Origin of the sequence: Halomonas halocynthiae DSM 14573 (assembly GCF_000425725.1) — a bacterium.
Classification (GTDB): domain Bacteria; phylum Pseudomonadota; class Gammaproteobacteria; order Pseudomonadales; family Halomonadaceae; genus Halomonas; species Halomonas halocynthiae.
In genome coordinates this window covers 85,740-109,063 of the sequence record NZ_AUDZ01000014.1, presented here as the reverse complement: position 1 = coordinate 109,063, position 23,324 = coordinate 85,740, and the positions used below count along the sequence as shown (strand labels likewise).

Below are 23,324 nucleotides of genomic sequence, written 5' to 3'. Positions count from 1 at the left end.
ATGTATAATGTTTAAATGATTTGGCATGGTCTGCAAGGAAGCAGAAGAACCAATGTTAATGCGTGCCATAAACGAAGCCTGTTTGTTCTGCTTGACAAATAAAACTAGTGGTTCTTTTATGTCTAGTCGCGCTATGCTATTGGCAAATGAATTTCAGGTATGCCGCCTTAGGGGCCGCAAAGAAAGGCATGAATGCTCATGGAACTTAGAGAATGGCTGATCATTCTGGGGTTGGTACTGGTTAGCGCCATCGTCCTTGATGGTGTTCGCCGCTATCAGCGCCAACGGGGAGTGCCACGTTTAGACCAGATGAGTTCTGGTTTTTCGGAGAGCACACCAAATAATGCGTCTGGTCGTACGTCAGACACATCAGCTGACTTGCGTGCTGCAGAGGAGCATGTAAGCAGTCACCATGCTGAGAAGGCTGAAAATGTTTCTGATACCGCCGTCGATTGGGAACTTCCCAATGGTGGCGCGCGTGTTGTGAGTCCGGCCAAGTATGATGAAGTTGCCGCTAAACCTAAGCTGGAACGCCAGGAGCACCCCGGGCCATCACGCGTGCTGTCTGAATTCCGCCAGCGTCAACGAAGCTCGGTTGATGACGCGCCTCAGGGGGCGATAACTCAGGGGGCGATAAAGAGCGTTAAGCAAGGTGCTGCTCAAGAGGGGGCTACGATGCCGCCTCCTCAAGCTCAGTCTCAAGCCCAGTCTCAAGCTCAGTCTTCGGTAGAACAGTCTTCGGCAGAACAGCTTGCTAACCGTGCTTCCACTGTTGGTACATCAGCGCAGGACAGCACAGTATCATCGGCTAGCGATGATGCAAAGACTTCTCCAAGTAAGCTTTCTGCTCTTGACGATTCCGATGAGCGGCGTGAGCCGAAAGTCACACCATTTGCGGATGACAACGGGGCAACGGCAGAGCAACAGACAGATGATGATGTAAGTGAGTCTCGTGAGTCCTTACATGCGGAGCCGCAAGATCACGTCGCTGAATATGATGAAGATGATTATCGGTTGGTAGACCTTGAAGGCATGGGTGACTCTTTCAAGGAAGGGTCTAAACGGATGGGCACATCGGTGCATCGTTTTGGCACATCGCTGCATCGTTCAATGAGCGAGCGCCGTCAACAAAAACGTATTGAGCGTAAACAGCGACAGGCTGAGAAAGAAGAAAAAGCGCGTCTTCGGGAAAAGAAACAGGCCGACGAGCAGATAGCGAAAGAGGCTGCTCGCCGTGAGCATGAGGCCGCTATTCGCCAAAGGCGTGACGCGAGTAACGCCGAGCATGAAGCGGCATTGAACGCGTCGTTGCAGGCTGAGTACGAGGCCATGCATGACGATGCTACTGATGCATATCAGCCAACAGGCCGCGTCGATGATGATGTCATCAGCCATCCGGTACTGCAAAAAGCGCTGGATTCCGCCGTTGATGCAACACACGCTAAGAGTGCGCTTAGTGATGCTGCTGAAGTGATTATTATTAGTGTGATGTCGCGTGATGATGCTGGCTTTTCGGGCTCCACCCTGCTTAACCTGATGCTGGCCTGTGGTCTGCGTTATTCAACAGATATGGGTATCTTCCACCGCTTTGAAACTGAAGCAGCTAATAGTAGCCTTCAGTTTTCAATGGTTAATGCGGTCAAGCCGGGTACTTTTCCTGTCCCACAGATGGAAGATTTTTCAACGCCGGGTATTACGCTACTGATGCCATTGCCCAGCGCTGATGATACGTCGGCGGCGTTTGAGGCTATGGTCGAAACAGCAATGGTGATCGTGCGTCATCTTGGTGGTGAGCTGAAAGATGAAAACCAGAGCGTTATGACCGCTCAGACAGTCGAGTTTTCTCGACAGCGCGTGCAAGAGTTTGAGCGTCGTTATCGGTTGCGCCGCTATCAGGTCAATTGACCCGCGTCATCGACCTATGTGGCTGATCCAGAAAAACCCTCGGAGCGAGTTCCGGGGGTTTTTGTTGCTGCCCTGTGCCACCTAAACGTGAGCATGGCGAAACACAGACAGATACAACAGCCGGAAACAGAGATCCAACCTTATGAGTCAGCCATATCAGCGCCCTGAGGATGAAGTGGTGCGTTTGCGCGCCGAACTTGACGACGCTAATTATCGTTATTATGTCCTTGATGAGCCGCAGATGGCGGATGTGGACTACGACCGTCGACTGCGCCGGCTGCAAACACTTGAGGCCGAGTACCCTGAATTACAGAGTGCTGCTTCGCCGACGCAACGCGTCGGGGCGCCACCTTCATCAGGTTTTACAGAGCGGGCTCATGCAGTACCGATGCTATCGCTGGACAACGCTCTCGATGAGCAAGAGCTTGCGGTCTTTGTTGAGCGAGTCGCTGAACGTTTGGAGTGTTCAGCTGAATCGTTGGAGTTCTGCTGTGAGCCTAAGCTGGATGGGGCGGCAGTTTCTCTGGTGTACGAGGGCGGCACGCTGAGTGCCGGTGTGACTCGAGGAGACGGCCGCAGCGGCGAGGATATTACTTCTAACCTGCGTACGCTTAGGTCAATCCCGCTGAGCCTTGTTGGGGATGAGTCAGGGCGAAGCCATCCTGACGTGCTCGAAGTTCGTGGTGAGGTCACCATGAGCCACAGCGGTTTTGAGCAACTCAATGAACGAGCTCGAGAGCAGGGCGGAAAAGTCTTCGCTAATCCGCGTAATGCCGCTGCAGGCAGTCTGCGGCAATTAGACCCAAGAATTACCTCGACGCGCCCATTGGAGTTTACGGCATATCAGGTGGCACGCATTGAGCCAGTGGTTGGTGATGCGACTCACCATGAACTGATGCTTCGTCTCCGGGATTTAGGGTTTCGAGTGAGCTCTCAGCTGGAGCTGGTCCAGGGAGTGAGCGGTGTTATTGACTACTGTCGTCGTATGGGGGAGCGTCGTAATACGCTCGGCTATGATATTGACGGTGCGGTAATCAAAGTGAATGAGCTGCGATTGCAGCGGGAGCTAGGCTTTGTTGCGCGTGCCCCGCGTTGGGCTGTGGCGTTTAAATTTCCTGCCCAGGAACAAATGACTCGGCTTAACGACGTTGAGTTTCAGGTGGGTCGCACCGGCGCTATTACGCCGGTGGCACGTTTAGAGCCCGTATCGGTTGCTGGGGTCACGGTGTCTAATGCAACGCTACACAACGCCGATGAAATTGCACGCTTAGACGTGATGATTGGCGATACTGTGGCGGTTCGCCGAGCCGGCGATGTGATTCCCCAAGTGGTCAGGGTACAAAGAGAGCAACGGCCAGCTGATGCTCAGGCTATCGTGTTCCCTGAGTGCTGCCCGGTCTGCGATTCAGACATTGAGCGACTTGAGGGCGAGGTTGTCGCGCGCTGCTCCGGTGGGCTTTATTGCCCCGCGCAGCGCAAGGAAGCACTGAAGCATTTTGCTTCGCGGCGGGCGTTGGATATCGATGGCCTGGGTGAGAAATTGATCGAACAATTGGTCGATAACGACTGGGTCAAAACCCCTGCTGATCTCTTCGATCTGTCGGCTGAACACTTAGCGACGCTGCCGCGAATGGGTGAAAAGTCATCAGAAAACTTAGTGGCCGCATTAGCACAGGCGCGCCACACGAGTTTGCCGCGTTTTATTTATGCCTTGGGAATCCGAGAGGTGGGCGAAGCCACCGCCGCTAATTTGTCTGCTCACTTTGGTACCCTGGCTGCGCTGATGAGCGCGGATACGCAGGCACTGGAGGCTGTTGATGATGTGGGGCCTGTTGTTGCTGCGCATGTGTCTACCTTCTTTCGTCAGCCGCATAACCGGGACACGATTCAAGCGTTGATTGATGTTGGCCTGAGCTGGGAAGAAAGCGAAGTGCGTCGCGGTCCCACACCGCTAGATGGTCAAACATGGGTGTTGACGGGTGCCATGCAGAGTATGACCCGTGATGAAGGCAAAGCGCGCCTACAGGCGTTGGGTGCCAAAGTGGCTGGCAGTGTTTCGAAGAAAACCCACTGTTTGGTCGCAGGAGACGCTGCTGGCAGCAAATTGACAAAAGCTGAGCAGCTGGGTGTGGCGGTAATCGATGAGCAGGGGTTTCTTGAGCAGTTAGTTGAGTGGGAAGGAGAGTTAGTGCGGCCAGAGCAGCAAAACGAAGCCAGTGGAGGCCGTAAAGATGGGTGATCGTTTTATTGAGGTTCCGTATCGCATGTTGCCCCTGGATATCCTTGATGCGTTGCTGGAAGCATTTGTAACGCGCCAAGGCTATGACACCACGGACACCGGTGCAGGTATGAGTGGCTGGGTGAGAGAGCTTAAGCGGCAGTTAGAGAGCAGCGAGCTGGTTATTACTCATGACCTGCAAACCGAGACCACGGAAGTAATGACTCTTGCGCAATGGCGTTCTTTCGGCCGCGACCTAGCCGGTGACGAAGAAGAAGGGGGATAGTTTTTGTTTTACCCCTCACCTTAGCGGCGTTTTATAAGATCGCGAATGATACGTCGCCCTGGGTGCAGATGGTCAACTAGCGGAGCTTCTAGTGGCAAGGGCTCATCACATAGCCGCGAGGCGATCAACTCTGCACATAACGGTGCGCTAGACAGTCCTCGTGAGCCGTGAGCTGTGCTGACCCATAGGCCGCTGTGCATGGCGGGTGGAGAATGCCGAGCGCTGTCGGGGACCTGACTGGCGTCTTTGCCCAGTGATGCATAATCGCGCTGCCAAGCTTGAGCGTCTGGCACTGGGCCGGCGAAGGGGGATTTATCGGGGCTTGCCGCACGCAGAGAGGCGCGGCCAGTCAGCTTGCTGGCATCTACAGTGTTGCCGTTGTCGCGCAGTGTCTTCACATAGCTGGGAAGAAGACGCTCAAGCTCTTCTAGGTTAGCTGTGTGATCCTGCTGACGCAGTTCGGTACTACTGTCATTGGGCGAGAATGTTGCGCCAAAGGTGAGCTGGCCATTTAGTGCTGGCACCACATACCCGTTAGCGCACAGTACGCGCTGCAGCGTTGGCTCGGTGTGTTGTGCTTCATAACATGAAATCTGCCCACGCACTGTCTGAATAGGCAGGTGCGCGGTTTGCGTGAAACGGTTTATTTGGGTTGCGGTGGCAATGACAACTTGGTCGGCGTATGCGAGCCGTTCGCTGCCCTGGGGCTCGGTGTCACGCAAGTGTAGTGTCCAGCTGTCAGCCTTTTGCTCAAGCGCTAATACGGTTGCGCGAACTAGGTTGATCCCCGGCAGTGATGCAAGGTGCTGGCACAGAGCCGCGGGGCGCACCCAGCCTGCTAAGGGATAGTCGAGCCCACCCGTGTCAACGGAGACTCCGGCTTTTTGCTCGGCCTGTTGACTGGTGCATTCAGCCACCAGGCTTTCAGGTAGTGGGTGATGGGCGATAAAGCGTTGCTGGCGCTGGGCTTCGCGCGGGCTATTGGCTAGCTGTAACACGCCGCAAGGCGACCAGAGCTGATGCTGACGGTCGATTTCGTGCAACCACCGCTGGCTATGTAATAGGCCCGTCAAGTAGCAGCGGCTGTGATAGTTGGTGTCGGCAGCCAGTTTGGCGTAGAGCGCACCTTGAGGGTTGCCGGAGGCGCCCGCGCCGGGGCCTTGCTGATCGTACAGGTCAACTTCCACGCCGCGCCGAGCCAGAGACCAAGCTACGCTGGTGCCGGCAATGCCAGCACCGATGACAGCGACTCGCTGGGTGTGTCTGGCCGGTGCCGGGACGAACCAGGGAGTGGCGTGGCGGCAAGTATCCTCGGGCGGAGTGCTGATCTCGCCGGCCAACATCTCGCGTTTTCGCCCAAAACCCGGCTGCTTGCGCCAGTTAAAACCGGCGGCTTTTAAACCGCGTTTGACAATACCAGCGCAAGTAAAGGTGGCAAAGGTGGCATTGGAACGAGAGCGTCTGGCCATCACGTTATAGAGGGCATCGCGCCACATTTCTGGGTTTTTGGCGGGTGCAAAACCGTCCAGAAACCACGCGTCTACTTTGCCATCAAGCAGTTCAAGGCGCTCGACTGTGTCGCCAAAGTGAAGGTCTAGTGTAACGCGCTGATCGAGCCATAAACGGTGGACTCCGCTGATAAGCTCAGGCCACTGGCGAATCAGCACTGCGGCCTGTTCGGCTAATTCTGGCCAGGCCGCCAGTGAGCGAGTCAGGTCATCACGGTGCATCGGGTATTTTTCGGTGGAAACCAGATGCAGCCGAGCCTTAGCTGGCGCGTTGGCGTCAAAGCAGGCCCAGGCGCATAGCATATTGAGCCCGCTGCCGAAGCCGGTTTCAGCGATAACGAAGGGGCGTGCAAGCTGCCATTCAGTCAGCCGTTCGACCAGCCGGTTGCCACCGATGAACACATGCTCGGTTTCGGCGCGGCCATCATGGCGTGAGAAGTACACATCATCAAAAGTGCTGGAACGGGGTGTGATCTCGCCGCTGTCATCATGCCGCCAGTCTAGGCGCGCAGGCGTCAGCCCTGTTAGGGGTGGCAGTCCATCGGGTGAAGCGGTCACGGTCAGCTCCGGTCAATTTTTGATCAATATCGCCATGGCACCACCTGAAGTGGCTTAGCGCAAAGCATTCGCGGCGTTTCAACAAGGTTATCCACAGAAGATGTGGGCAATCTGGCTGTGTATTACTCTGGGTTAAGGCAGGACGTTGAGAAACGGTTTGACGACCACGTTGGCGTATACGCCAGCCGCAATATAAGGGTCTGCGTCGGCCCAAGCTTGCGCGGATGATAAGTCATCGAATTCAGCAACGACCAGGCTGCCGCTGAAACCGGCCTCGCCTGGAGATGCGCTGTCTATTGCTGGGTGAGGGCCTGCCAGTACGAGTCGCCCCTCATCGCGCAGAGCTTCAAGGCGTGCCAAGTGATCAGGACGTGCCGCCAAGCGTAGCGTCAAGCTGCTAGGAATGTCTTCACTGATAATGGCGTACAGCATTGGATCAACTCCTTGAAGGGGAATAGGGTAGGATGGTGACTATTCTGACAAAGTCACTTGGCCACGTCATGCTAATAAACTTCTTGAGCAATGTTTTCGAAGGCGAGTCCTTGAACGTTGATCTGCATATGCATTCGACCGCATCGGATGGACGGCTTTCCCCTGCGCAACTGGTAGAGCTCTGCCAGCAGCGGCAGTTGCGTTCGATAGCGCTGACTGATCACGACACGATGGATGGTGTAGAAGAAGCGCAGCGCCGTGGTGGAGAGTTGGGCGTTCAAGTTCTACCTGCAACAGAGCTTTCCAGCCAGTGGCGTGGTATCAATATTCATGTCGTTGGTTTGCTGCCGAGTGGCAACCAATCGCCGTTGAGTGACGGCCTTGAGCGTCAGGCGAAAGCGCGAGAGCAGCGCTCTGCTGTTATTGCTGAGCGGCTGGAAAAGCGTGGCCTGAGCGATGCTCTATTACGTGCCAGAAAAGCCGCAGGGGGCGACCGTCCTCTTGGGCGACCAGATTTTGCACGGGCGTTGGTTGACGCCGGTATGGTGGCTGACATGAAAACGGCATTTGCCAGATACCTAGGCAATGGTAAGCCTGGTGACGTAAAAGCCATGTGGCCCTATCTTTCTGAGGTGGTGGACTGGATTGTTTGTGCTGGCGGTGTCGCAGTGTTGGCGCACCCCCTGCACTATGGTTTAACGCGTCGTAAGCGCGGGCAGCTGTTGGATGATTTTTGTGAAGCAGGAGGGCAAGCGGCTGAATTGGTCAGTGGCTTTCAGAATCCGGATATGACGCGTGACTTAGCCAGACAGCTACACGATCGTGAGCTGTATGGCTCGGTTGGCAGTGATTTTCATTTTCCTGGGGGGCATCTGGCGCCAGGCAGTATGAGCCCTGTGCCGTGTACGGCAGTGCCACCTGTGTGGACGCATCCGCGTTTACAGGCATTTTTTGGTCAAGCGGCTTGATCATCGGTGTGCTGTTGTCGCTCAGGCGTTGACGCTCTAAAGTAACGGGCTGACTATTTTTTGACGCCGCAGCGAAATGCGTTGCGGACCAGCAAGGAGAAAAACAGTGAACAAACAGGTTGCGGTGATTCTTGCCGGATGTGGTGTCCAGGATGGTTCTGAAATTTATGAAACGACGTTGACGCTATTGCGCCTTGATCAATTGGGTATTAGCTACGATTGTTTTGCGCCAGATATTGAACAGCATCATGTTGTTAATCATCGCAGCGGTGAGGTGGCTCAAGGTGAAACGCGCAATGTGCTGGTCGAGGCCGCACGTTTAGCGCGTGGTGAGATATCAGCCCTCGATGAGTTGTCAGTTGATGATTACGATGCAGTAATTGTGCCTGGTGGCTTTGGTGTGGCCAAAAACCTGAGCAACTTCGCTGAAGCTGGCGCAGATATGGTGATTCAGGATGGCGTGCGCGAAAAGCTCAGCGGGTTTCACGCCGTGGGTAAGCCGATTGGCTTGATGTGTATTGCGCCGGTTATGGTGCCACGTGTGTTAGGTCAGGGTATTGCGGTGACGATTGGCAGTGATCCGAGTGTGTCAGGTGCGATTAGCGCGATGGGCGGCCTGCATCGTGGCTGTGCGGTAGACGATATCGTTGTGGACTTCTCGAACCTGGTTGTGACCACGCCCGCCTATATGGAGGCTCAGCGTATCAGTGATGCCGCCAAAGGTATTTTCAAATTGGTTGATCGGGTTAATGAGTTGATGGAGCTGAAGTCATCAGACTGAACGCGTTACGCTGTATCCGTTAGCGAAACAGTGTAAGCAGCGGCTTTTCTTCATTATTTTCGCAATAAAAAACCACCGTCTACGAGGTGGTTTTTTATTGCGTTGTGTTCATGAGAAGGGTTTTAGTCGTGGCGATCCTGACGGGTATTGTCTGTGTCTTGTTGTTTGCGACGTACTAGGCGCCCGAACAGCAAGCCCACCTCGTAAAGCAGATACATAGGGCCGGCTAGCAAGCTCTGTGAGATTACGTCTGGTGGCGTCAGCAGCATACCGATAACAAAGCAGCCCAGCAGAACATAAGGGCGTTTGCGTGACAGACTATCGACGCTGGTAGCGCCGCTGTAAATCAGCAGGAAAGTGGCTATCGGTATCTGAAAGGCGATGCCAAAGGCCAAAAATATCTTTAGCACAAAATTCAGGTACTGGCTGATATCCGTCATTATCGCGATTTCGGCAGGACCGGTGCTGGTAAAGAAGGAAAACAGCAGCGGAAACACGGCGTAATATGCGAAGGCTGCACCGGCATAAAATAGCGCAATGCTGGAAGCCAGCAGCGGCAAAGCCAAGGCTTTTTCATTGTCGTATAGGCCCGGGGCGATGAAGGCCCACGCTTGATAGAGCACGTACGGCACAGCGACAAATACGGCGACCACTAATGTTAGCTTAAAAGGGGCCAGGAACGGTGAGGCGACCTCGGTGGCAATCATCTGAGAGCCGGCAGGCAGCAAGGCCATCAGCGGGTCAGCAACAAATCGATAGATTTCGTTGGAAAAACTGTAAAGCCCCAGAAAAACCACCAATATCACCACGACGGTACGCAACAGCCGTGTGCGAAGCTCAATCAAGTGATCGATCAGAGGCGCGTGCCCTCCCCCTGTCTGCTCAGACTGGCTCATTGTGAGTCGGTATCCTTGTCAGCGGGGGCGTTGGCGACATACACCCGGTTTTTTACTGGGTCGTCGGTTTTGGAGGGCGCGTCGGCACTGCTGGCGGGCTGGCGCGCCTTGTTCAGGGCGTCATCAAGGCGCTGTTCAGGCGTCTTGGCCTCACTTGCCGGCGTATCAGGCCCGTTGTCGGCAGGCGTAGAGGGGCGATCGTTGTCAGCAACGCCTTCAACCTCACGATTCACACGTTCGACGTTCTCGTCGAACGACTTTTTGTGCTCGTTGATCTTCTGACGCACTTCTTCAGTCCGCAGCTGTTCATTGATTTCGCGCTGTATGCCCGAAACGCTGCGCTTGATACGGCCGACCCACATGCCGACGGTGCGCGCTGCCATAGGAAGCCGTTCCGGGCCCAGCACCAACAAACCCACCACGCCGATGAGCAAGAGTTCAAGAAAGCCGATATCAAACATGGCTGCTTATTTTCGCTCTTCCTGTTTTTCGGACTGTTGCTCAGCGTTCACATCATAAGTGTTGCCGCTTTCTTCTTGTGAAACGCGAGCGTGTGGTTTATCAGCCGTATCATCCTTTTTTTCTTCGTCGTTGACGGCTTTCTTGAAGCCTTTGACGGCATCGCCCAAGTCGCCACCAACATTGCGTAATTTCTTGGTGCCGAAAATCAGGATGATGATGCCGAGTACGATGAGCAGTTGCCAGATACTGATACCACCTAACATGAAGTCGTCCTCAATTTGGGGTCCGTGGTGGACCTTTTCGTTTACTGCCTTGCGGCTTTTTCGTCGTGCCCTGAGATGCCGAAGCGCCGGGCCAGTTCTTCGAGTACTTGCTCATGGCTCAGGCCTAGGTGCGAGAGCATTACTAGACTATGGAACCACAGGTCAGCGGTTTCTGCGATCAAAGCATGTCGACTCGCGTCATCGCCGTGTTCAGCATCCTTGGCAGCAAGCAGTGTTTCCGTGGTTTCTTCACCGACTTTCTCAAGGATTTTGTTGAGTCCTTTGTGGTGCAGGCTGGCCACGTAAGAGTCTGTCGCCGCTGCTTGTCGGCGTTGCTGAAGTACCTCGTCAAGTTTGCCGAGTATATCGCTCATGAATGACCGTTTCCTTTCAATGGCATTGTTTGGCAGCGTGTATTTAGTTTGGCGTCTGCCGTCAGTTCCAGACCAGTAACAGAGCGCCAGCCGCCAGAGCGCTGAGTATCGTCCAGGGTTGGTCCGCTGCCCACTCACTGAACGGCTGCCAAGCTAAGGCCAGGGCGACGATGAGTATCCCCAGGCGTTGGCGCCGGTTGCTTTGCTGGCCACGCTGAGTCAGTTGGCGGTCGATGCGCTGAATCGACTCTGCTTGGCGGCGTTGTTGAAGCTGATTCTGCTCGGTCCGCATTAGGGCCTGGTGTGCCATGACAGGCAGCTCTGGCAGCTGGTGAGAAAGCTCAGGTGCATGACGTTTGAGTGACTCCCATAGGCTATGTACGCCAGCGCGCTCTTTCATCCAGCGCTCAAGATAGGGCCGTGCGGTGCTCCAGAGGTCTAAGTCAGGGTATAACTGTCGCCCCAAACCTTCGATATTGAGCAACGTTTTTTGCAGCAGCACCAGCTGTGGCTGTACTTCCATATTAAAGCGTCGTGCTGTCTGAAACAGCCCCAGCAGTACCTGACCAAACGAAATATCTTTAAGCGGCTTCTCGAGAATGGGTTCACAAACTGCGCGCACAGCGGCGGCAAACTCGTTGGCGCGAGTGTCTTCTCCCACCCAGCCGGATTCGATATGCAGCACAGCGACTTCATAATAATCTTGGCGAAAGAATGCTAGTAGGTTACGCGCCAGGTAATCCTGATCTTCTCGGGTCAGGCTGCCAACGATGCCACAGTCGATGGCGATATATTGCGGGTTGTCAGTATTGTCGCGGGAAACGAAAATGTTGCCAGGGTGCATATCGGCATGGAAGAAATTATCGCGAAACACTTGGGTAAAGAATATTTCCACACCGCGCTCGGCCAGCTTCTTCAGGTCGGTCCCTTGTGCCTCTAAGGCGGGAATGTCGGCCACAGGTACGCCATAGATACGCTCCTGAACCATGACACCGTGCCGAGTCAGTGGCCAGTGAATGCTGGGTACGTGTAACAACGGAGAGTTCGTGAAGTTGCGCTTGAGTTGAGAGGTGTTGGCGGCCTCTTTCGTCAAATCCAGCTCGTCAAACAGCGTTGATTCGTAATCACGCACCACAGCTACTGGGTGCAGCCGTCTGACATCGGGAATGCGTTCAAGCAGGCGTGCCAGTTGATAAAGCAGGGCCATGTCCTGGCGCATGATCTTATTGATGCCGGGTCGAATGATTTTGACCACCACATCTTCGCCGCTATGTAGGCGTGCCCCATGCACTTGAGCCACGGATGCCGACGCCAACGCCTCAGTATCGAACTGGGCGAATGCTTCATCAATACTCATTTGCAGTTCGCGCTCAACCAGTACTCTGGCGTCGCGGCCCGGAAAGGGGGGGACTTGGTCTTGTAGCCGCTTCAGCTCATCAGCAATGTCTTCGGGCAACAGGTCGCGCCGAGTTGACAACATTTGGCCGAATTTAACGTGGATAGGGCCGAGGGTTTCTAGTGCCAGGCGCAGGCGCTCGCTGCGAGGCCGGGGGCCAATGGGCATCAGCCGCCAGGGTGCGAGGGATAATAGTCCGCGTAACCACCAAGGCAGGCGGTGTAGCGGGATCAAGGTGTCCAGGCGGTAACGGCTGACTACCCAGAGAATGCGCAGTAGCCTGACTATCATGCTGATGTCTCCGTCGTGACCGCAGAACGTGGCACGGCTGTATTGTCTGAAGGTATCGCTTCGAGCCGCTGCTGAAGGCGCATCAGTCGGGCGGCAATACGGTCAGTAGTGACTTCTATTTCAGTCAGGTGGTCGCGCAGAACCTCAAGCTGATAACGGCTAGGCAAAAGGCGGGCTTCTTCAAATACGTATTCGGCAACATCGGCTCGCAGTTCGCGCTGGGTGCGCACGCCCCAGTTTCCAAGGCTGCGCAGCCCTTCAGCCAGTGTGTGAGCAGGTTGTTCGCCAAACCAGCGCGCCAGCTCACTTTCCCAGTCTAGGTCTAAATCCAGCAGCAGGTTACGGGCTGACTCCAGCAGCTGGGTGTGGCCGCGTACCGATAGCTTTCCCTGAAACATCAGTTGTTCGACGCTGGCACCGCCGATCAGTGCTGATAGCGTATCAGAATCCAGTTCGACGACGGCGTCATGGGCGCCTTCGGTGGTGTCTGGTTCACGCAGCAAATCCAGCCCTTGGGCATGAAAGTGGACAGCCAGCACAAGATTAGGCGACGTCATGCGTAGCAGAAGGCTTTTGCCTGACAGCTGTCGAAGACGCTGCGGTGCCGCGGGGTCGCGCGCGAGCAACGCGTTGATGGTTTTTTCAATGCCAGCCAGCAGCAGAGTCGGTGTTAATGCCATCATGACCTCACAGCTTGATGCCGCGATGCAGGGCAACAATGCCCCCAGTGAGGTTGGTGTATTCCACACGCTCAAGGCCGGCGTTTTCCATCATCTCTTTGAGCGTTTTCTGATCCGGGTGCATGCGGATCGACTCAGCCAGATAGCGGTAGCTATCGGCATCGCCGGCCACCATTTGGCCCATACGTGGAAGTAGATGGAAGGAGTAATCGTCGTAGGCCTTGGACAACAAGGGATTGCTCGGCTTGGAGAACTCCAGCACCAACACGCGTCCGCCAGGCTTAAGCACGCGTGTCATGGAGCGAAGTGCAGCGTCTTTGTCGGTGACGTTACGCAGCCCGAAGGCGATGGTAATGCAGTCGAAGGTGTTGTCGGGAAAGGGCAGTGTTTCGGCATTGGCCTGCACGTACTCCACGTTACCGCTAACGCCTTGGTCGATCAGCTTGTCGCGCCCCACGTTGAGCATCGAGTCGTTGATATCGGCCAATACGACTCGGCCACGGGGGCCGACTAGCCGTGAAAATTTTAGTGTTAGATCACCAGTGCCTCCGGCGATGTCTAATACGCTATGGCCAGGGCGAACGCCAGCTCGCTCAATAGTTAGACGCTTCCACAGGCGGTGGATACCAAACGACATGAGGTCATTCATTACGTCATAGCGTGAGGCCACGGAATCGAAAACGTGGGCTACGCGAGAAGCTTTCTCATCGACGTCAACCTGCTGATAGCCAAAGTGAGTGGTGCGCTGATCCTTCTGGCTCATGCGATAGGCTCCGGGGTCGCTACTGTGAAAAAGGCACGCTAGCCTCAGTTGGGCGCTATTGTAGCGCCCAACTGAGGCCCTTGTCTTGACGATAGACTGGATGCTTTCGGGGATGGTGTGAAAACTTGCGTAATGTGGCTTAGAGTTGCTTGAGCTCAATGCCGAGCGTGTCTCGTCGAGCTCCCGCGTTTTCCAAACGCCGGAGATAGTCAGCCCAGTACGCTTCGCGGTGTTGTATCAGGTCGTACAGATACTCCCAGCTATATAGACCGCTATCGTGACCATCGTCGAAATGCAGCTTGAGGGCGTAGTTGCCGGTTTGGGTGATGTTGGCCAGACCCACATCTTTTTTGCCAACCTGCAGTACAGCCTGGTCTTTGCCATGTCCGCGTACTTCGGCAGAAGGCGAGTAGACCCTGAGATACTCGATCGATAGCCGGTGGCTTTCGCCACCGGCATAACCGATCTCCAGCTCACGTGCTTTTCTGTGGTAGTGCACCTGGGTAGGAATCGGGGCAGGCATGGAGTACCTCGCTTGGCGCTAGTGTCAGAGAATATAGCGAGAAAGGTCTTCGTCCATGGCCAACTCGCCGAGCTGTGAGTCTACATAATTGGCGTCAATAATGAGCGGTGAGCCAATGTCGCTGCCTTGATAAGACGCTTGTTCAAGCAGGCGCTCCATTACCGTGTGCAGACGACGTGCGCCGATATTTTCGGTGCCTTCGTTAACCTGCCAGGCAATCTGGGCAATACGCTCAATGCCATCCTCAGTGAAGTTGACGTCCAGCCCATCGGTAGCCAGCAACGCTTCGTATTGGCGTGTTAGCGCAGCAGATGGTTCGGTAAGGATACGCTTGAAGTCGTCTGGCGACAGGGCGTTGAGTTCAACTCGGATAGGCAAGCGGCCCTGTAGCTCAGGGATCAGGTCTGACGGACGCGCCAAGTGGAAAGCGCCTGATGCGATAAATAGGATATGGTCGGTTTTGACCATGCCGTATTTGGTCGACACCGTGGAGCCCTCAATCAGTGGCAACAGATCACGTTGAACGCCTTCGCGGGACACTTCACCACCCGATTGTCCGTTGCCTTTGGCGACTTTGTCGATTTCGTCAAGAAAGACGATGCCGCTTTGTTCAACGGAGTTGATAGCGCGTTGCTTGATGTCATCTTCGCAAACCAGTTTGCCGGCTTCTTCGTCGACCAGCAGAGTCAGCGCTTCTTTGACGGTGACTCGGCGGGTTTCGGTCTTGCCTTTCCCCATATTGGAAAACAGGTTTTGCAGCTGGTTGGTCATATCCTCCATGCCCGGTGGGGTCATGAAGTCTACGCCCTGAGATTGGGGCGTTACCTGAACGTCAATTTCTTTGTCATCAAGCTGGCCTTCACGCAGCTTTTTACGAAATGACTGGCGGGTAGCGTTTTCGGTACGCGGCTGATCTTCTTGGCCGCGGGGTGGTGGCAGCAGGGCATCGAGTACGCGATCTTCCGCTGCATCTTCGGCGCGGTGGCGGACTTCATCTTTGGAATGTTCGCGAACCAGTTTGATGGCGACTTCGATCAGGTCGCGAATAATTGACTCTACATCACGGCCAACATAGCCCACTTCGGTGAACTTAGTGGCCTCTATTTTGATAAAGGGCGCTCGGGCTAGTTTAGCCAGGCGGCGGGCAATTTCGGTTTTACCTACCCCGGTTGGCCCGATCATCAAAATGTTCTTGGGCGTGACTTCTTGGCGTAGTTCACCGTCAAGCTGCATGCGCCGCCAGCGGTTACGCAGCGCGATGGCAACAGCGCGCTTGGCGTCTTGCTGGCCGATGATGTGTTGGTCCAGCGCATGGACAATTTCGCGAGGGGTCATCTGGGTCATGGTTATAGCTCTTCCAGCGTGACGTTATGATTGGTGAATACGCAAATATCACCGGCGATTTCCAGTGACTTCTCGGTGATTTCTCGGGCTGATAGATCGGTGTTTTCAAGTAATGCCCGAGCGGCAGAGAGAGCAAAGTTGCCACCGGAGCCGATAGCAATGATACCGCGTTCTGGTTCGACTACATCGCCGTTGCCGGTGATGATGAGTGACGCATTTTTATCGGCTACCGCGAGTAACGCCTCAAGACGGCGCAGCGCGCGGTCAGTGCGCCACTCTTTGGCCAGCTCTACGGCGGCCTTGGTCAGGTTGCCCTGGTATTTTTCCAACTGTGCTTCAAAGCGTTCAAACAGGGTAAAGGCATCGGCGGTGCCACCGGCAAAGCCAGCGAGTACCTGGTTGCGATACAGGCGCCGGACTTTGCTGGCGTTACCTTTCATGACGGTATTGCCAAGCGACACCTGGCCGTCGCCGGCGAGTGCCACCTGATCGCCGCGACGCACGGAGACAATCGTGGTCATGGGGGGTGCTCCTTATGGAAGATTTAGCTTCCGGTGACTTTTGGCATCGTAACGATCTGATACCACACTAGGTATTGCTGAGTAAGTGTGGGCGACGCTTGGGAAATTCAACCGAAATAAAGAAGGATGAACGAGGTGCAAGCTAAGTCGCTAGCAGCAGTGAAAAAAGCCGAGGCAGTGCCTCGGCGTTGCTTGTTACCTGTGGATTAATTCTGTATCTGGATGAGGAGAGGAGTAATGCCCCGGGTTGCCATCAGATCTTTAGCACGATCAATCTCGCGGCGATCGTTATAGGGGCCTGATTGCACGCGGAACCAGGTGCTACCGTCGTCAGTGCGGACTTCGCTAATCTTGGTTTGCAGGCCGAAGTTGCCAAGGCTCTGTGACAAGTTGCTGGCATCGCCGCGACTACTGAATGAGGCAGCTTGCAGCATGTAGCGTTTGCTAGTGTTGGTAGCTGCCGGTTGTTGAGGTGGCTTTTGTTCAGCAACCTCTTTGGCGGGCTCTGGCGTCGGTGTCGGCTCAGGCCTGGGCTCAGGTTTAGGTTCAGGCTCAGGTTTAGGTTCAGGCTTCGGTGCCGGAGTGGAGGCTGACGCGGGTTTGGTTGTGCTGTTGGCCGCGATAATCTGGGCGATGGGGTCGTTACCAGAAACGCCGTCGCTAGCTGACGCATCGTCTTGGCTGGTTTCGGGGCGAGGAGGCGGTGTTGCCGTTGATGTCAGCACGTCGCCATCAGGCACAATAACCTCTGTTTCTGGTAGCAGAGTGTAAAACTCAAACGTTGGTGTTTGTTTCTCTTCTGCCTGCTGCGTTTGCTCACTGTCGCTGGTCTCAGGAGCGGCGACAGGAGGAATGACGGTAGCCATCGGTTTGTCGTCTTGCCAGGGAGCACTGCCATGTTGGTGCTGCGACGCAAGGAAGCCGCCGATCAGACCGACCAGCAACCATAGCCAGCCGGGGATGCGAGGGCTGGATTTTGCTTTGCGAGCTTTGCTGGCACTGGTGGCTCCCCGTTTACGGGGAGCCGGTTTTTGTTGTGTGGGCTTCTTAGCCATCGGCTACATCTCCTCCGGCGCACTGACGCCCATCAGGTCAAGGCCGTTGCGTAATACTTGTCGCGTGGCCAGTCCGAGGGCCAGGCGGGCATTGCGCTGAGCGTCGTCTTCGACCATCACTTTTACGGCGTTGTAGCAAGTATGGAACTCGCCAGCGAGGTCTTGTAGATATTGGGCAACTTGCTGGGGCTCGCGAGACGTGGCTGCGTGCTCTATTACTTCGGGGAAGCGGGCAAGCCGGTTGATGACGGCTTTTTCTTGCTCGGCCTCCAGTAATGCCAAGTTATCCATGGCTTGGTCGAGGTCGAAAGGCATGCCTTCTGCATCGGCTTTGCGCAGCATGCTGCAGACCCTGGCGTGGGCATACTGAATGTAATACACGGGGTTATCGTTGGACTGGGAGCGCGCTAGGTCGATATCAAATGTTAGCTGTGAGTCAGCCCGGCGGGCCGCCAGAAAGAAGCGGGTTGCGTCGCGGCCAACTTCATCGATCAGGTCACGCAGAGTGACGTAGCTACCCGCGCGCTTGGAGAGTTTTACTTCAACACCTGAGCGGGTAACCAGCACCATCTGGTGCAGCACGTAGTCGGGCCAGCCTTGGGGAATCCCGGTTTCAAGTGCCTGTAAGCCAGCACGCACGCGAGTCACCGTTGAGTGGTGGTCTGCGCCTTGCTCATTGATAACGGTGGTGAATCCGCGCTGCCACTTGTCCTGATGGTAAGCGACATCGGGCAAGAAGTAGGTGTAGCCGCCATCGGTTTTACGCATCACGCGATCTTTGTCGTCACCGAAATCGGTGGTACGCAGCCAAGTGGCACCGTCGTGCTGGTAGGTGTGGCCGTTTTCAGTTAACCGTGCTGCGGTGGCTTCAACCTTGCCATCCGCATATAGCGAAGATTCGAGAAAATAGACATCGAATTCTACACCGAAGGCACGTAAGTCAAGATCTTGCTCACGACGTAAGTACGCTACGGCGAAGTCGCGGATCGCATCGAGGTCGTCGGGGTTGCCATCCGCCGTGACCTGACGGTCGTCGGCATGAACGCTTTCTTTGTTTAGGTAGGATTTGGCAACATCGCTGATATAGCCGCCGCGATAGCCGTCAGCAGGCCAGCCGTCTTGGTCGGGTTCAACGCCTTTAGCACGGGCTTGTACTGAGCGTGCTAGGTTGCTGATTTGGGCACCGGCATCGTTGTAATAAAATTCGCGTGTGACGGTATATCCGGTAGCCTCCAGCAGGCGACACAGGCTGTCACCAATGGCAGCCCCTCGGCCATGACCAACGTGTAGCGGGCCGGTGGGGTTGGCAGAAACGAACTCGACCTGCACTTTTTCACCTTGGCCAACAAGGCTGCGGCCAAAAGCATCGCCGGCTTCCAGGGCGTGACGTATCACTTGGGCTGCCGCATCGGTGGCCGCGAAAAAGTTGATAAAACCAGGCCCGGCAATTTCGACTTGGCGTAATGCCGTGCTGGCAGGTAAGGCGGCAATGATGGCCTCGGCAAGCTCGCGAGGCTTTTTTCCAGCAGGCTTGGCCAGCATCAGCGCGAGGTTTGTGGCGTAGTCGCCATGCGTTTTATCGCGGGTAGGATCAACCTTGATGGATGGCTGGATGTCGTCGGGCAGCTGGCCCTGGCGTTTAAGCTGGTTCAACGCGCCTTCAAGCAGCGTAATGATCGTCTCTTTCATGGAATCTCAGAAGTCCTGTGACGCAGGCAAAATGTAATTCGCCCGACGGCGGGCATAGGGCACGGTGATGTATTATCGACAATCACGGCGCGGCTTTAAAGCCTAGTGCTGGCGGAGTTTGGAATATTGGGCCGCTGGTGAGTGTTTAACTGAGTGTTTGTGGGTCGATATCCAGTGACCAGCGGGCTCGTCGTGCACGAGGTTCGGCCTCAAGCCAAGTGACAAGCCAGGCGCTGGCTTCATGCAGTTGGCTGCGTTTGGCGGCGCTTAATAGCAACTGTAGATGATAGCGACCTTGTCGGCGTTCCATCGGAGCCGGTACTGGGCCGAGACAGTCGACAGGGAGTTCTCGATGTTGCAATTGTTGACGAAGTGCACCAGCCGCGGCTTCTGCCAGTTCACTCGCCTGATCCTCGCGAGGACTTTCTACTCGTAGCAATGCCAAAAAGCGAAAAGGGGGAAGCGCCGCACTGCGGCGCTCCTCTAATAGTTGCTCGGCTAGGGCATTGTAGCCTTCATTGGCAAGTAAACGTAGGTTTGGGTCGTCGGCGTGCAGAGTTTGTACCAGAACTCGCCCAGGTAACTCTGCACGCCCGGCGCGGCCCGCCACTTGCTCCAGTAGTTGGGCGCTGTGCTCAAGCGCCCTGAAGTCGCTGGCGTACAAGCCTGCGTCAGCATTGAGGACGACAACTAGTGTGACATGAGGCAGGTGGTGGCCTTTGGCTAGCATCTGGGTGCCGACCAGCAGGCAAGGTTCACCACGACGGACTTCGTTGAGTATTTGCTCTAGCGAGTCGCGGCGGCGTGTGCTGTCTCGGTCGATACGGTGAACTGGTGTGTCAGGGAACAGTTCGGCAAGCGTTTCTTCGCTGCGCTCAGTGCCAGTGCCCTGCGGACGTACATCACCGCTACCGCAATTTGGGCAAGTAGCAGGTTGAGGGCGGCGATGATCGCAATGGTGACAGACTAACAGGGGCGGCTGGCGATGCAGCGTCATTCTGGCATCACAGTGTTCGCAGTCGGCTATCCAGCCGCAAGTATGGCAGGACAACGTGGGAGAAAACCCGCGCCGATTGATAAACACCAGTACTTGGTGTCCAGCGGCGATAGTGGCGGCGATTTGTTTTTGCACGGGTGGGGTGAGTCCGCCGTGGCGTACTCGGCCGCGTATATCAACTAGCTCGAGTTTTGCGGGGGCGTGGCGTGTGGCACGCTGGGTCAGTCTGAGGTGGCGGTAGTGTCCGCTCAGGGCGCGTTGCAGACTTTCCAGCGATGGTGTGGCGCTACCCATAACCAGTGGAATCTCTGCGTGTTGAGCGCGTACGACGGCAAGATCGCGGGCGTGATAACGCAGTCCGTCCTGCTGCTTGAATGAGCTGTCGTGCTCTTCATCGACAATGATGACCCCTGGGCGTTTTAGTGGTGTAAAAATAGCTGAGCGCGTGCCGATGACGATGCGTGCGCGTCCACTGGCTGCGGATTCCCAGGCATCCAGTCGTTCGTTGTCGCTGAGCCCTGAATGTAGTGCCACAACAGGTAGGCGGAAGCGTCGGCGAAAGCGCGACAGGGTCTGTGGTGTCAGGCTGATCTCGGGGATCAGTACTAGCGCCTGACGGCCGCGACTGACTATGGCCTCGATCAGCTGTAAGTAAATTTCGGTTTTACCGCTACCTGTAACGCCGTGAAGCAAGCACGGATTAAAGGCATCAAGTTGTTCGTGTACCGTGGCTAGCGCAGAGGATTGTTCGCGGTTTAGTGGGAGTGTTGGTTCGGCAAGAAAACCGTTATCAGCCTGTTCTGGCGAGCCTGTCAGCGGATGTTGTGAGGCCGCAATAAGCCCTTTGCTTGCCAAGGCATTAAGCTGTGGCTGGGTGAAGGACTGAGCCATGATAGCCTGCTTGACCAGCCCGGATGGGTGTTGGCGCAGCATCTCCAGCAGAGCGGCCTGGCGTGGTGCGCGAGCCGGCTCGCCAGATGGAGTCTGGTGCCCTTGGGAGGTGAGGCGCCAGTATTCTCGAGTTTGGGTTTCAAGCGCTTGGCCTTGCCGTAGCCTGGCGGGTAACGCGTGGTGCAGGGTATCGCCCAGGGCATGTTGATAGTAGCGAGCGGTAAACTGGCATAGCCATAACCAATCTGCTGGCAGTGGGTGAGTGTCCAGGCACGCATCAATTGTTTTGAGCTTGTTGTCTGGCACGTCGCTTTGGTTGCGACATTCGATAACAATGCCAACCACCTGACGGTTACCAAAAGAAACGCGAACGCGCACGCCAGGCTGCCAGCCTTGTTCGGGGCAGTCAGAGCCAGGCCGGTAGTCGAATAGGCGGCGCAATGGAGAAGGGATTGCGATGCCAAGAATGCGAGGGCGTGACGGTAATGTAGTGTCGGGCAATTGGCCTCCGCGATTGGTTCTGTTAGGATGCTGGGTCGCTTTTACCACCATGGGTCATCATGGCTGGGTGGATGAAGGTGCCGGTTAGCATATTCCATAACCCGTATGCGGTGCTTGGCAATGGATCAGGTGGCGGCATACTGCTCGATGAGGCTCAAGATGAAACAAGGTATTCACCCCGATTACAAGGCGGTTAGCGCAACTTGCTCCTGTGGCGCTACCTTCGAAGTAGGTTCAACATCCAACCACGACTTTAATTTGGATGTGTGCTCTCAGTGCCACCCGTTCTACACCGGCAAGCAGAAACAAGCTTCCAGTGGTGGTCGTGTTGAGCGCTTTAACAAGCGTTTTGGCGCGGCGGTTAAGCGCTAAGTACCTAAGTACTAAGTGCTGCGGCGTCTTTATGGTGCTGAACAAAACCCGCCGTTTGGCGGGTTTTTTTGTTGATGCTCCGGCGCAGCCGTTCACGCGGGTTTTGCATAATTGCTCTTTGTGATGTTTCTCGTTCTTCAACAGCGTGAGCTGAGTTGAGAAATTGAAGGGTATTTTATACGCTGAGCCACGTCCTTCCCCTTCCATAATTATTGCGGATATAACAAGCATGACCGACGCGAACAAGCAGGCAGCGCTGGATTACCACTCATCCCCTATCCCCGGCAAGCTGTCCGTAGAGCTAACTAAGCCAACTGCTACAGCTAGAGACCTCTCTTTGGCTTATAGTCCGGGAGTGGCTGAGCCCGTTCGTGAAATTGCCCGCGACCCAGAAAATGTTTATCAGTATACCGGTAAAGGTAATATGGTCGCGGTGATTACTGACGGCACAGCGATCCTTGGTCTGGGTAATCTAGGACCAATGGCTAGCAAACCGGTGATGGAAGGTAAGGGTGTGCTGTTCAAGCGTTTTGCTGGAATTAACTCAACTGATGTTGAGGTAAATGCAGAAAGCCCTCAGGCGTTTATCGACACTGTCGCCCGCATTGCGGATACGTGGGGTGGCATTAATCTTGAGGATATCAAGGCGCCAGAATGTTTTGAAATTGAGCGGGCGCTGATTGATCAGTGCAACATCCCAGTGTTCCACGATGATCAGCATGGCACAGCCATTGTGACGGCAGCGGGAATGCTGAATGCGTTAGATATTGCCGGTAAGTCGTTATCGCACGCACGAATCGTATGTTTGGGTGCCGGAGCAGCGGCTATCGCCTGCATGAAACTCTTGGTGGCTTGTGGTGCGCGTGCTGAAAACTTGGTTATGTTGGATCGCAAGGGCGTGATTCACACTGGACGACAGGACCTTAATCAATACAAGGCGATGTTTGCCATTGAAACGGATAAACGCACTCTGGATGATGCTATTGACGGTGCTGATGTATTTGTCGGGCTGTCCGGCCCTGGATTAATGACGGCTGACCATATTCGTAAGATGGCACCTGATCCCGTGGTTTTTGCCTGTACTAATCCAGACCCTGAGATTGATCCGAAACTGGCTCGCGAGACACGCGCTGATGTCATTATGGCCACGGGCCGTTCTGACTACCCGAACCAAGTGAATAATGTGCTAGGTTTTCCTTTCATTTTCCGTGGTGCGCTGGACGTTCGTGCGACGCGTATTAATGAAGAAATGAAAATTGCTGCTGTTCATGCCCTCAAAGACCTGGCTCGCGAGCCAGTGCCGCAGAGTGTGCTTGAAGCCTATGGTAGGGAGAGTATGGCTTTTGGTTGCGACTACATCATTCCTACACCGGTAGATGGGCGTTTGCTGGGGCGGCTGTCGTCGGCTGTGGCTCAAGCAGCGGTAGACTCGGGTGTGGCCCGTAAACCTTACCCGTCTCACTACCCGTTGAGTACGGTAGAAGATGTTTATGGTGGTTGATGTTTTTACTATGAAAAGACGCAATAACGCCGGCCTTAGTGTCGGCGTTATTGTTTCTTCGCTCTGTGTCTAGTTGTGTTGTTGACGGTAATAGGGCTTGATTTTTCTAATTATGGTAGAATCATTAAGCCTGACACTGCTGTTTATCG

Annotated in this window: 22 protein-coding genes; 7 read left to right on the top strand and 15 right to left on the bottom strand. The window is 55.2% G+C overall.

Annotation, left to right across the window (positions count from 1 at the left end; genetic code table 11):
• The first annotated feature begins 198 nt into the window (after positions 1–198).
• The 3 genes from zipA (at position 199) to H616_RS0102425 (ending at position 4,409) form a co-directional block, all read left to right on the top strand.
• Positions 199–1,905: a cell division protein ZipA gene (gene zipA, locus H616_RS0102435; protein ID WP_027965932.1), complete on the top strand. Its 1,707-nt coding sequence runs from the start codon at positions 199–201 to the stop codon at positions 1,903–1,905.
• 142 nt (positions 1,906–2,047) lie between these two features.
• Positions 2,048–4,144: an NAD-dependent DNA ligase LigA gene (ligA, locus tag H616_RS0102430; protein WP_027965931.1), complete on the top strand. Its 2,097-nt coding sequence runs from the start codon at positions 2,048–2,050 to the stop codon at positions 4,142–4,144.
• Positions 4,137–4,409, top strand: coding sequence for a YheU family protein (locus H616_RS0102425; RefSeq protein ID WP_027965930.1), 273 nt, complete (start codon positions 4,137–4,139; stop codon positions 4,407–4,409). Before ligA ends, H616_RS0102425 begins: the two co-directional genes overlap by 8 nt.
• A gap of 20 nt (positions 4,410–4,429) precedes the next feature.
• On the opposite strand, the gene mnmC is transcribed toward H616_RS0102425, so the two are convergent.
• Positions 4,430–6,475: a bifunctional tRNA (5-methylaminomethyl-2-thiouridine)(34)-methyltransferase MnmC2/FAD-dependent 5-carboxymethylaminomethyl-2-thiouridine(34) oxidoreductase MnmC1 gene (gene mnmC, locus H616_RS0102420; protein WP_027965929.1), complete on the bottom strand. Its 2,046-nt coding sequence runs from the start codon at positions 6,473–6,475 to the stop codon at positions 4,430–4,432.
• A gap of 132 nt (positions 6,476–6,607) precedes the next feature.
• Positions 6,608–6,907 carry a YciI family protein gene (locus H616_RS0102415; RefSeq protein WP_027965928.1) on the bottom strand — a complete coding sequence of 100 codons (300 nt, stop codon included), beginning with the start codon at positions 6,905–6,907 and terminating at the stop codon, positions 6,608–6,610.
• A 68-nt stretch (positions 6,908–6,975) separates the two neighbouring features.
• Here H616_RS0102415 and H616_RS0102410 point away from each other — a divergent pair, with 68 nt between their 5' ends.
• Complete coding sequence (locus tag H616_RS0102410; RefSeq protein WP_035572417.1) at positions 6,976–7,875, top strand: PHP domain-containing protein; 900 nt, start codon at positions 6,976–6,978, stop codon at positions 7,873–7,875.
• Between the two features lie 106 nt (positions 7,876–7,981).
• A complete protein-coding gene (gene elbB / locus H616_RS0102405) occupies positions 7,982–8,656 on the top strand; it encodes an isoprenoid biosynthesis glyoxalase ElbB (protein ID WP_027965926.1) in 675 nt (224 codons plus the stop codon).
• 122 nt (positions 8,657–8,778) lie between these two features.
• On the opposite strand, the gene tatC is transcribed toward elbB, so the two are convergent.
• The 13 genes from tatC to H616_RS0102340 form a co-directional block, all read right to left on the bottom strand.
• Positions 8,779–9,552 carry a twin-arginine translocase subunit TatC gene (gene tatC, locus H616_RS0102400; RefSeq protein WP_027965925.1) on the bottom strand — a complete coding sequence of 258 codons (774 nt, stop codon included), beginning with the start codon at positions 9,550–9,552 and terminating at the stop codon, positions 8,779–8,781.
• Entirely contained in the window at positions 9,549–10,013 is a 465-nt protein-coding gene (tatB, locus tag H616_RS0102395) for a Sec-independent protein translocase protein TatB (RefSeq protein ID WP_027965924.1), read from the bottom strand. Before tatB ends, tatC begins: the two co-directional genes overlap by 4 nt.
• Before the next feature lie 6 nt (positions 10,014–10,019).
• A complete protein-coding gene (tatA, locus tag H616_RS0102390; RefSeq protein WP_027965923.1) occupies positions 10,020–10,277 on the bottom strand; it encodes a Sec-independent protein translocase subunit TatA in 258 nt (85 codons plus the stop codon).
• Positions 10,278–10,318: 41 nt separating this feature from the next.
• The gene (locus H616_RS0102385; protein ID WP_027965922.1) at positions 10,319–10,651 is read right to left on the bottom strand and encodes a phosphoribosyl-ATP diphosphatase; all 333 of its coding nucleotides are present in this window, start codon (positions 10,649–10,651) and stop codon (positions 10,319–10,321) included.
• 61 nt (positions 10,652–10,712) lie between these two features.
• Positions 10,713–12,338, bottom strand: a complete 1,626-nt coding sequence (ubiB, locus tag H616_RS0102380) for a ubiquinone biosynthesis regulatory protein kinase UbiB (RefSeq protein ID WP_027965921.1) — start codon at positions 12,336–12,338, stop codon at positions 10,713–10,715.
• Entirely contained in the window at positions 12,335–13,018 is a 684-nt protein-coding gene (locus H616_RS0102375; protein WP_027965920.1) for a ubiquinone biosynthesis accessory factor UbiJ, read from the bottom strand. Before H616_RS0102375 ends, ubiB begins: the two co-directional genes overlap by 4 nt.
• A 7-nt stretch (positions 13,019–13,025) precedes the next feature.
• On the bottom strand, positions 13,026–13,781 hold the full coding sequence (gene ubiE / locus H616_RS0102370; RefSeq protein WP_027965919.1) for a bifunctional demethylmenaquinone methyltransferase/2-methoxy-6-polyprenyl-1,4-benzoquinol methylase UbiE: 756 nt from the start codon (positions 13,779–13,781) through the stop codon (positions 13,026–13,028).
• Between the two features lie 139 nt (positions 13,782–13,920).
• A complete protein-coding gene (locus H616_RS0102365) occupies positions 13,921–14,304 on the bottom strand; it encodes a gamma-butyrobetaine hydroxylase family protein (protein WP_027965918.1) in 384 nt (127 codons plus the stop codon).
• 24 nt (positions 14,305–14,328) lie between these two features.
• Positions 14,329–15,648, bottom strand: coding sequence for an ATP-dependent protease ATPase subunit HslU (hslU, locus tag H616_RS0102360; RefSeq protein ID WP_027965917.1), 1,320 nt, complete (start codon positions 15,646–15,648; stop codon positions 14,329–14,331).
• A gap of 2 nt (positions 15,649–15,650) precedes the next feature.
• On the bottom strand, positions 15,651–16,169 hold the full coding sequence (gene hslV / locus H616_RS0102355; protein WP_027965916.1) for an ATP-dependent protease subunit HslV: 519 nt from the start codon (positions 16,167–16,169) through the stop codon (positions 15,651–15,653).
• A gap of 206 nt (positions 16,170–16,375) precedes the next feature.
• Positions 16,376–17,224 carry an SPOR domain-containing protein gene (locus tag H616_RS0102350; protein ID WP_027965915.1) on the bottom strand — a complete coding sequence of 283 codons (849 nt, stop codon included), beginning with the start codon at positions 17,222–17,224 and terminating at the stop codon, positions 16,376–16,378.
• 3 nt (positions 17,225–17,227) lie between these two features.
• A complete protein-coding gene (argS, locus tag H616_RS0102345) occupies positions 17,228–18,913 on the bottom strand; it encodes an arginine--tRNA ligase (RefSeq protein ID WP_027965914.1) in 1,686 nt (561 codons plus the stop codon).
• Positions 18,914–19,058: 145 nt separating this feature from the next.
• The gene (locus H616_RS0102340; protein ID WP_027965913.1) at positions 19,059–21,302 is read right to left on the bottom strand and encodes a primosomal protein N'; all 2,244 of its coding nucleotides are present in this window, start codon (positions 21,300–21,302) and stop codon (positions 19,059–19,061) included.
• A gap of 159 nt (positions 21,303–21,461) precedes the next feature.
• Here H616_RS0102340 and rpmE point away from each other — a divergent pair, with 159 nt between their 5' ends.
• Positions 21,462–21,674: a 50S ribosomal protein L31 gene (gene rpmE, locus H616_RS0102335; protein WP_027965912.1), complete on the top strand. Its 213-nt coding sequence runs from the start codon at positions 21,462–21,464 to the stop codon at positions 21,672–21,674.
• A gap of 229 nt (positions 21,675–21,903) precedes the next feature.
• On the top strand, positions 21,904–23,175 hold the full coding sequence (locus H616_RS0102325) for a malic enzyme-like NAD(P)-binding protein (protein WP_027965911.1): 1,272 nt from the start codon (positions 21,904–21,906) through the stop codon (positions 23,173–23,175).
• Positions 23,176–23,324 lie beyond the last annotated feature (149 nt).

Bases quoted from the DNA above. Each gene is read 5' to 3' on its own strand.
- zipA (WP_027965932.1), top strand. From the start codon at position 199: ATGGAACTTAGAGAATGGCTGATCATTCTGGGGTTGGTACTGGTTAGC.
- ligA (WP_027965931.1), top strand. From the start codon at position 2,048: ATGAGTCAGCCATATCAGCGCCCTGAGGATGAAGTGGTGCGTTTGCGC.
- H616_RS0102425 (WP_027965930.1), top strand. From the start codon at position 4,137: ATGGGTGATCGTTTTATTGAGGTTCCGTATCGCATGTTGCCCCTGGAT.
- H616_RS0102415 (WP_027965928.1), bottom strand. From the start codon at position 6,907: ATGCTGTACGCCATTATCAGTGAAGACATTCCTAGCAGCTTGACGCTA.
- H616_RS0102410 (WP_035572417.1), top strand. From the start codon at position 6,976: ATGCTAATAAACTTCTTGAGCAATGTTTTCGAAGGCGAGTCCTTGAAC.
- tatC (WP_027965925.1), bottom strand. From the start codon at position 9,552: ATGAGCCAGTCTGAGCAGACAGGGGGAGGGCACGCGCCTCTGATCGAT.
- tatB (WP_027965924.1), bottom strand. From the start codon at position 10,013: ATGTTTGATATCGGCTTTCTTGAACTCTTGCTCATCGGCGTGGTGGGT.
- tatA (WP_027965923.1), bottom strand. From the start codon at position 10,277: ATGTTAGGTGGTATCAGTATCTGGCAACTGCTCATCGTACTCGGCATC.
- H616_RS0102385 (WP_027965922.1), bottom strand. From the start codon at position 10,651: ATGAGCGATATACTCGGCAAACTTGACGAGGTACTTCAGCAACGCCGA.
- ubiB (WP_027965921.1), bottom strand. From the start codon at position 12,338: ATGATAGTCAGGCTACTGCGCATTCTCTGGGTAGTCAGCCGTTACCGC.
- H616_RS0102375 (WP_027965920.1), bottom strand. From the start codon at position 13,018: ATGGCATTAACACCGACTCTGCTGCTGGCTGGCATTGAAAAAACCATC.
- ubiE (WP_027965919.1), bottom strand. From the start codon at position 13,781: ATGAGCCAGAAGGATCAGCGCACCACTCACTTTGGCTATCAGCAGGTT.
- H616_RS0102365 (WP_027965918.1), bottom strand. From the start codon at position 14,304: ATGCCTGCCCCGATTCCTACCCAGGTGCACTACCACAGAAAAGCACGT.
- hslU (WP_027965917.1), bottom strand. From the start codon at position 15,648: ATGACCCAGATGACCCCTCGCGAAATTGTCCATGCGCTGGACCAACAC.
- hslV (WP_027965916.1), bottom strand. From the start codon at position 16,169: ATGACCACGATTGTCTCCGTGCGTCGCGGCGATCAGGTGGCACTCGCC.
- H616_RS0102350 (WP_027965915.1), bottom strand. From the start codon at position 17,224: ATGGCTAAGAAGCCCACACAACAAAAACCGGCTCCCCGTAAACGGGGA.
- argS (WP_027965914.1), bottom strand. From the start codon at position 18,913: ATGAAAGAGACGATCATTACGCTGCTTGAAGGCGCGTTGAACCAGCTT.
- rpmE (WP_027965912.1), top strand. From the start codon at position 21,462: ATGAAACAAGGTATTCACCCCGATTACAAGGCGGTTAGCGCAACTTGC.
- H616_RS0102325 (WP_027965911.1), top strand. From the start codon at position 21,904: ATGACCGACGCGAACAAGCAGGCAGCGCTGGATTACCACTCATCCCCT.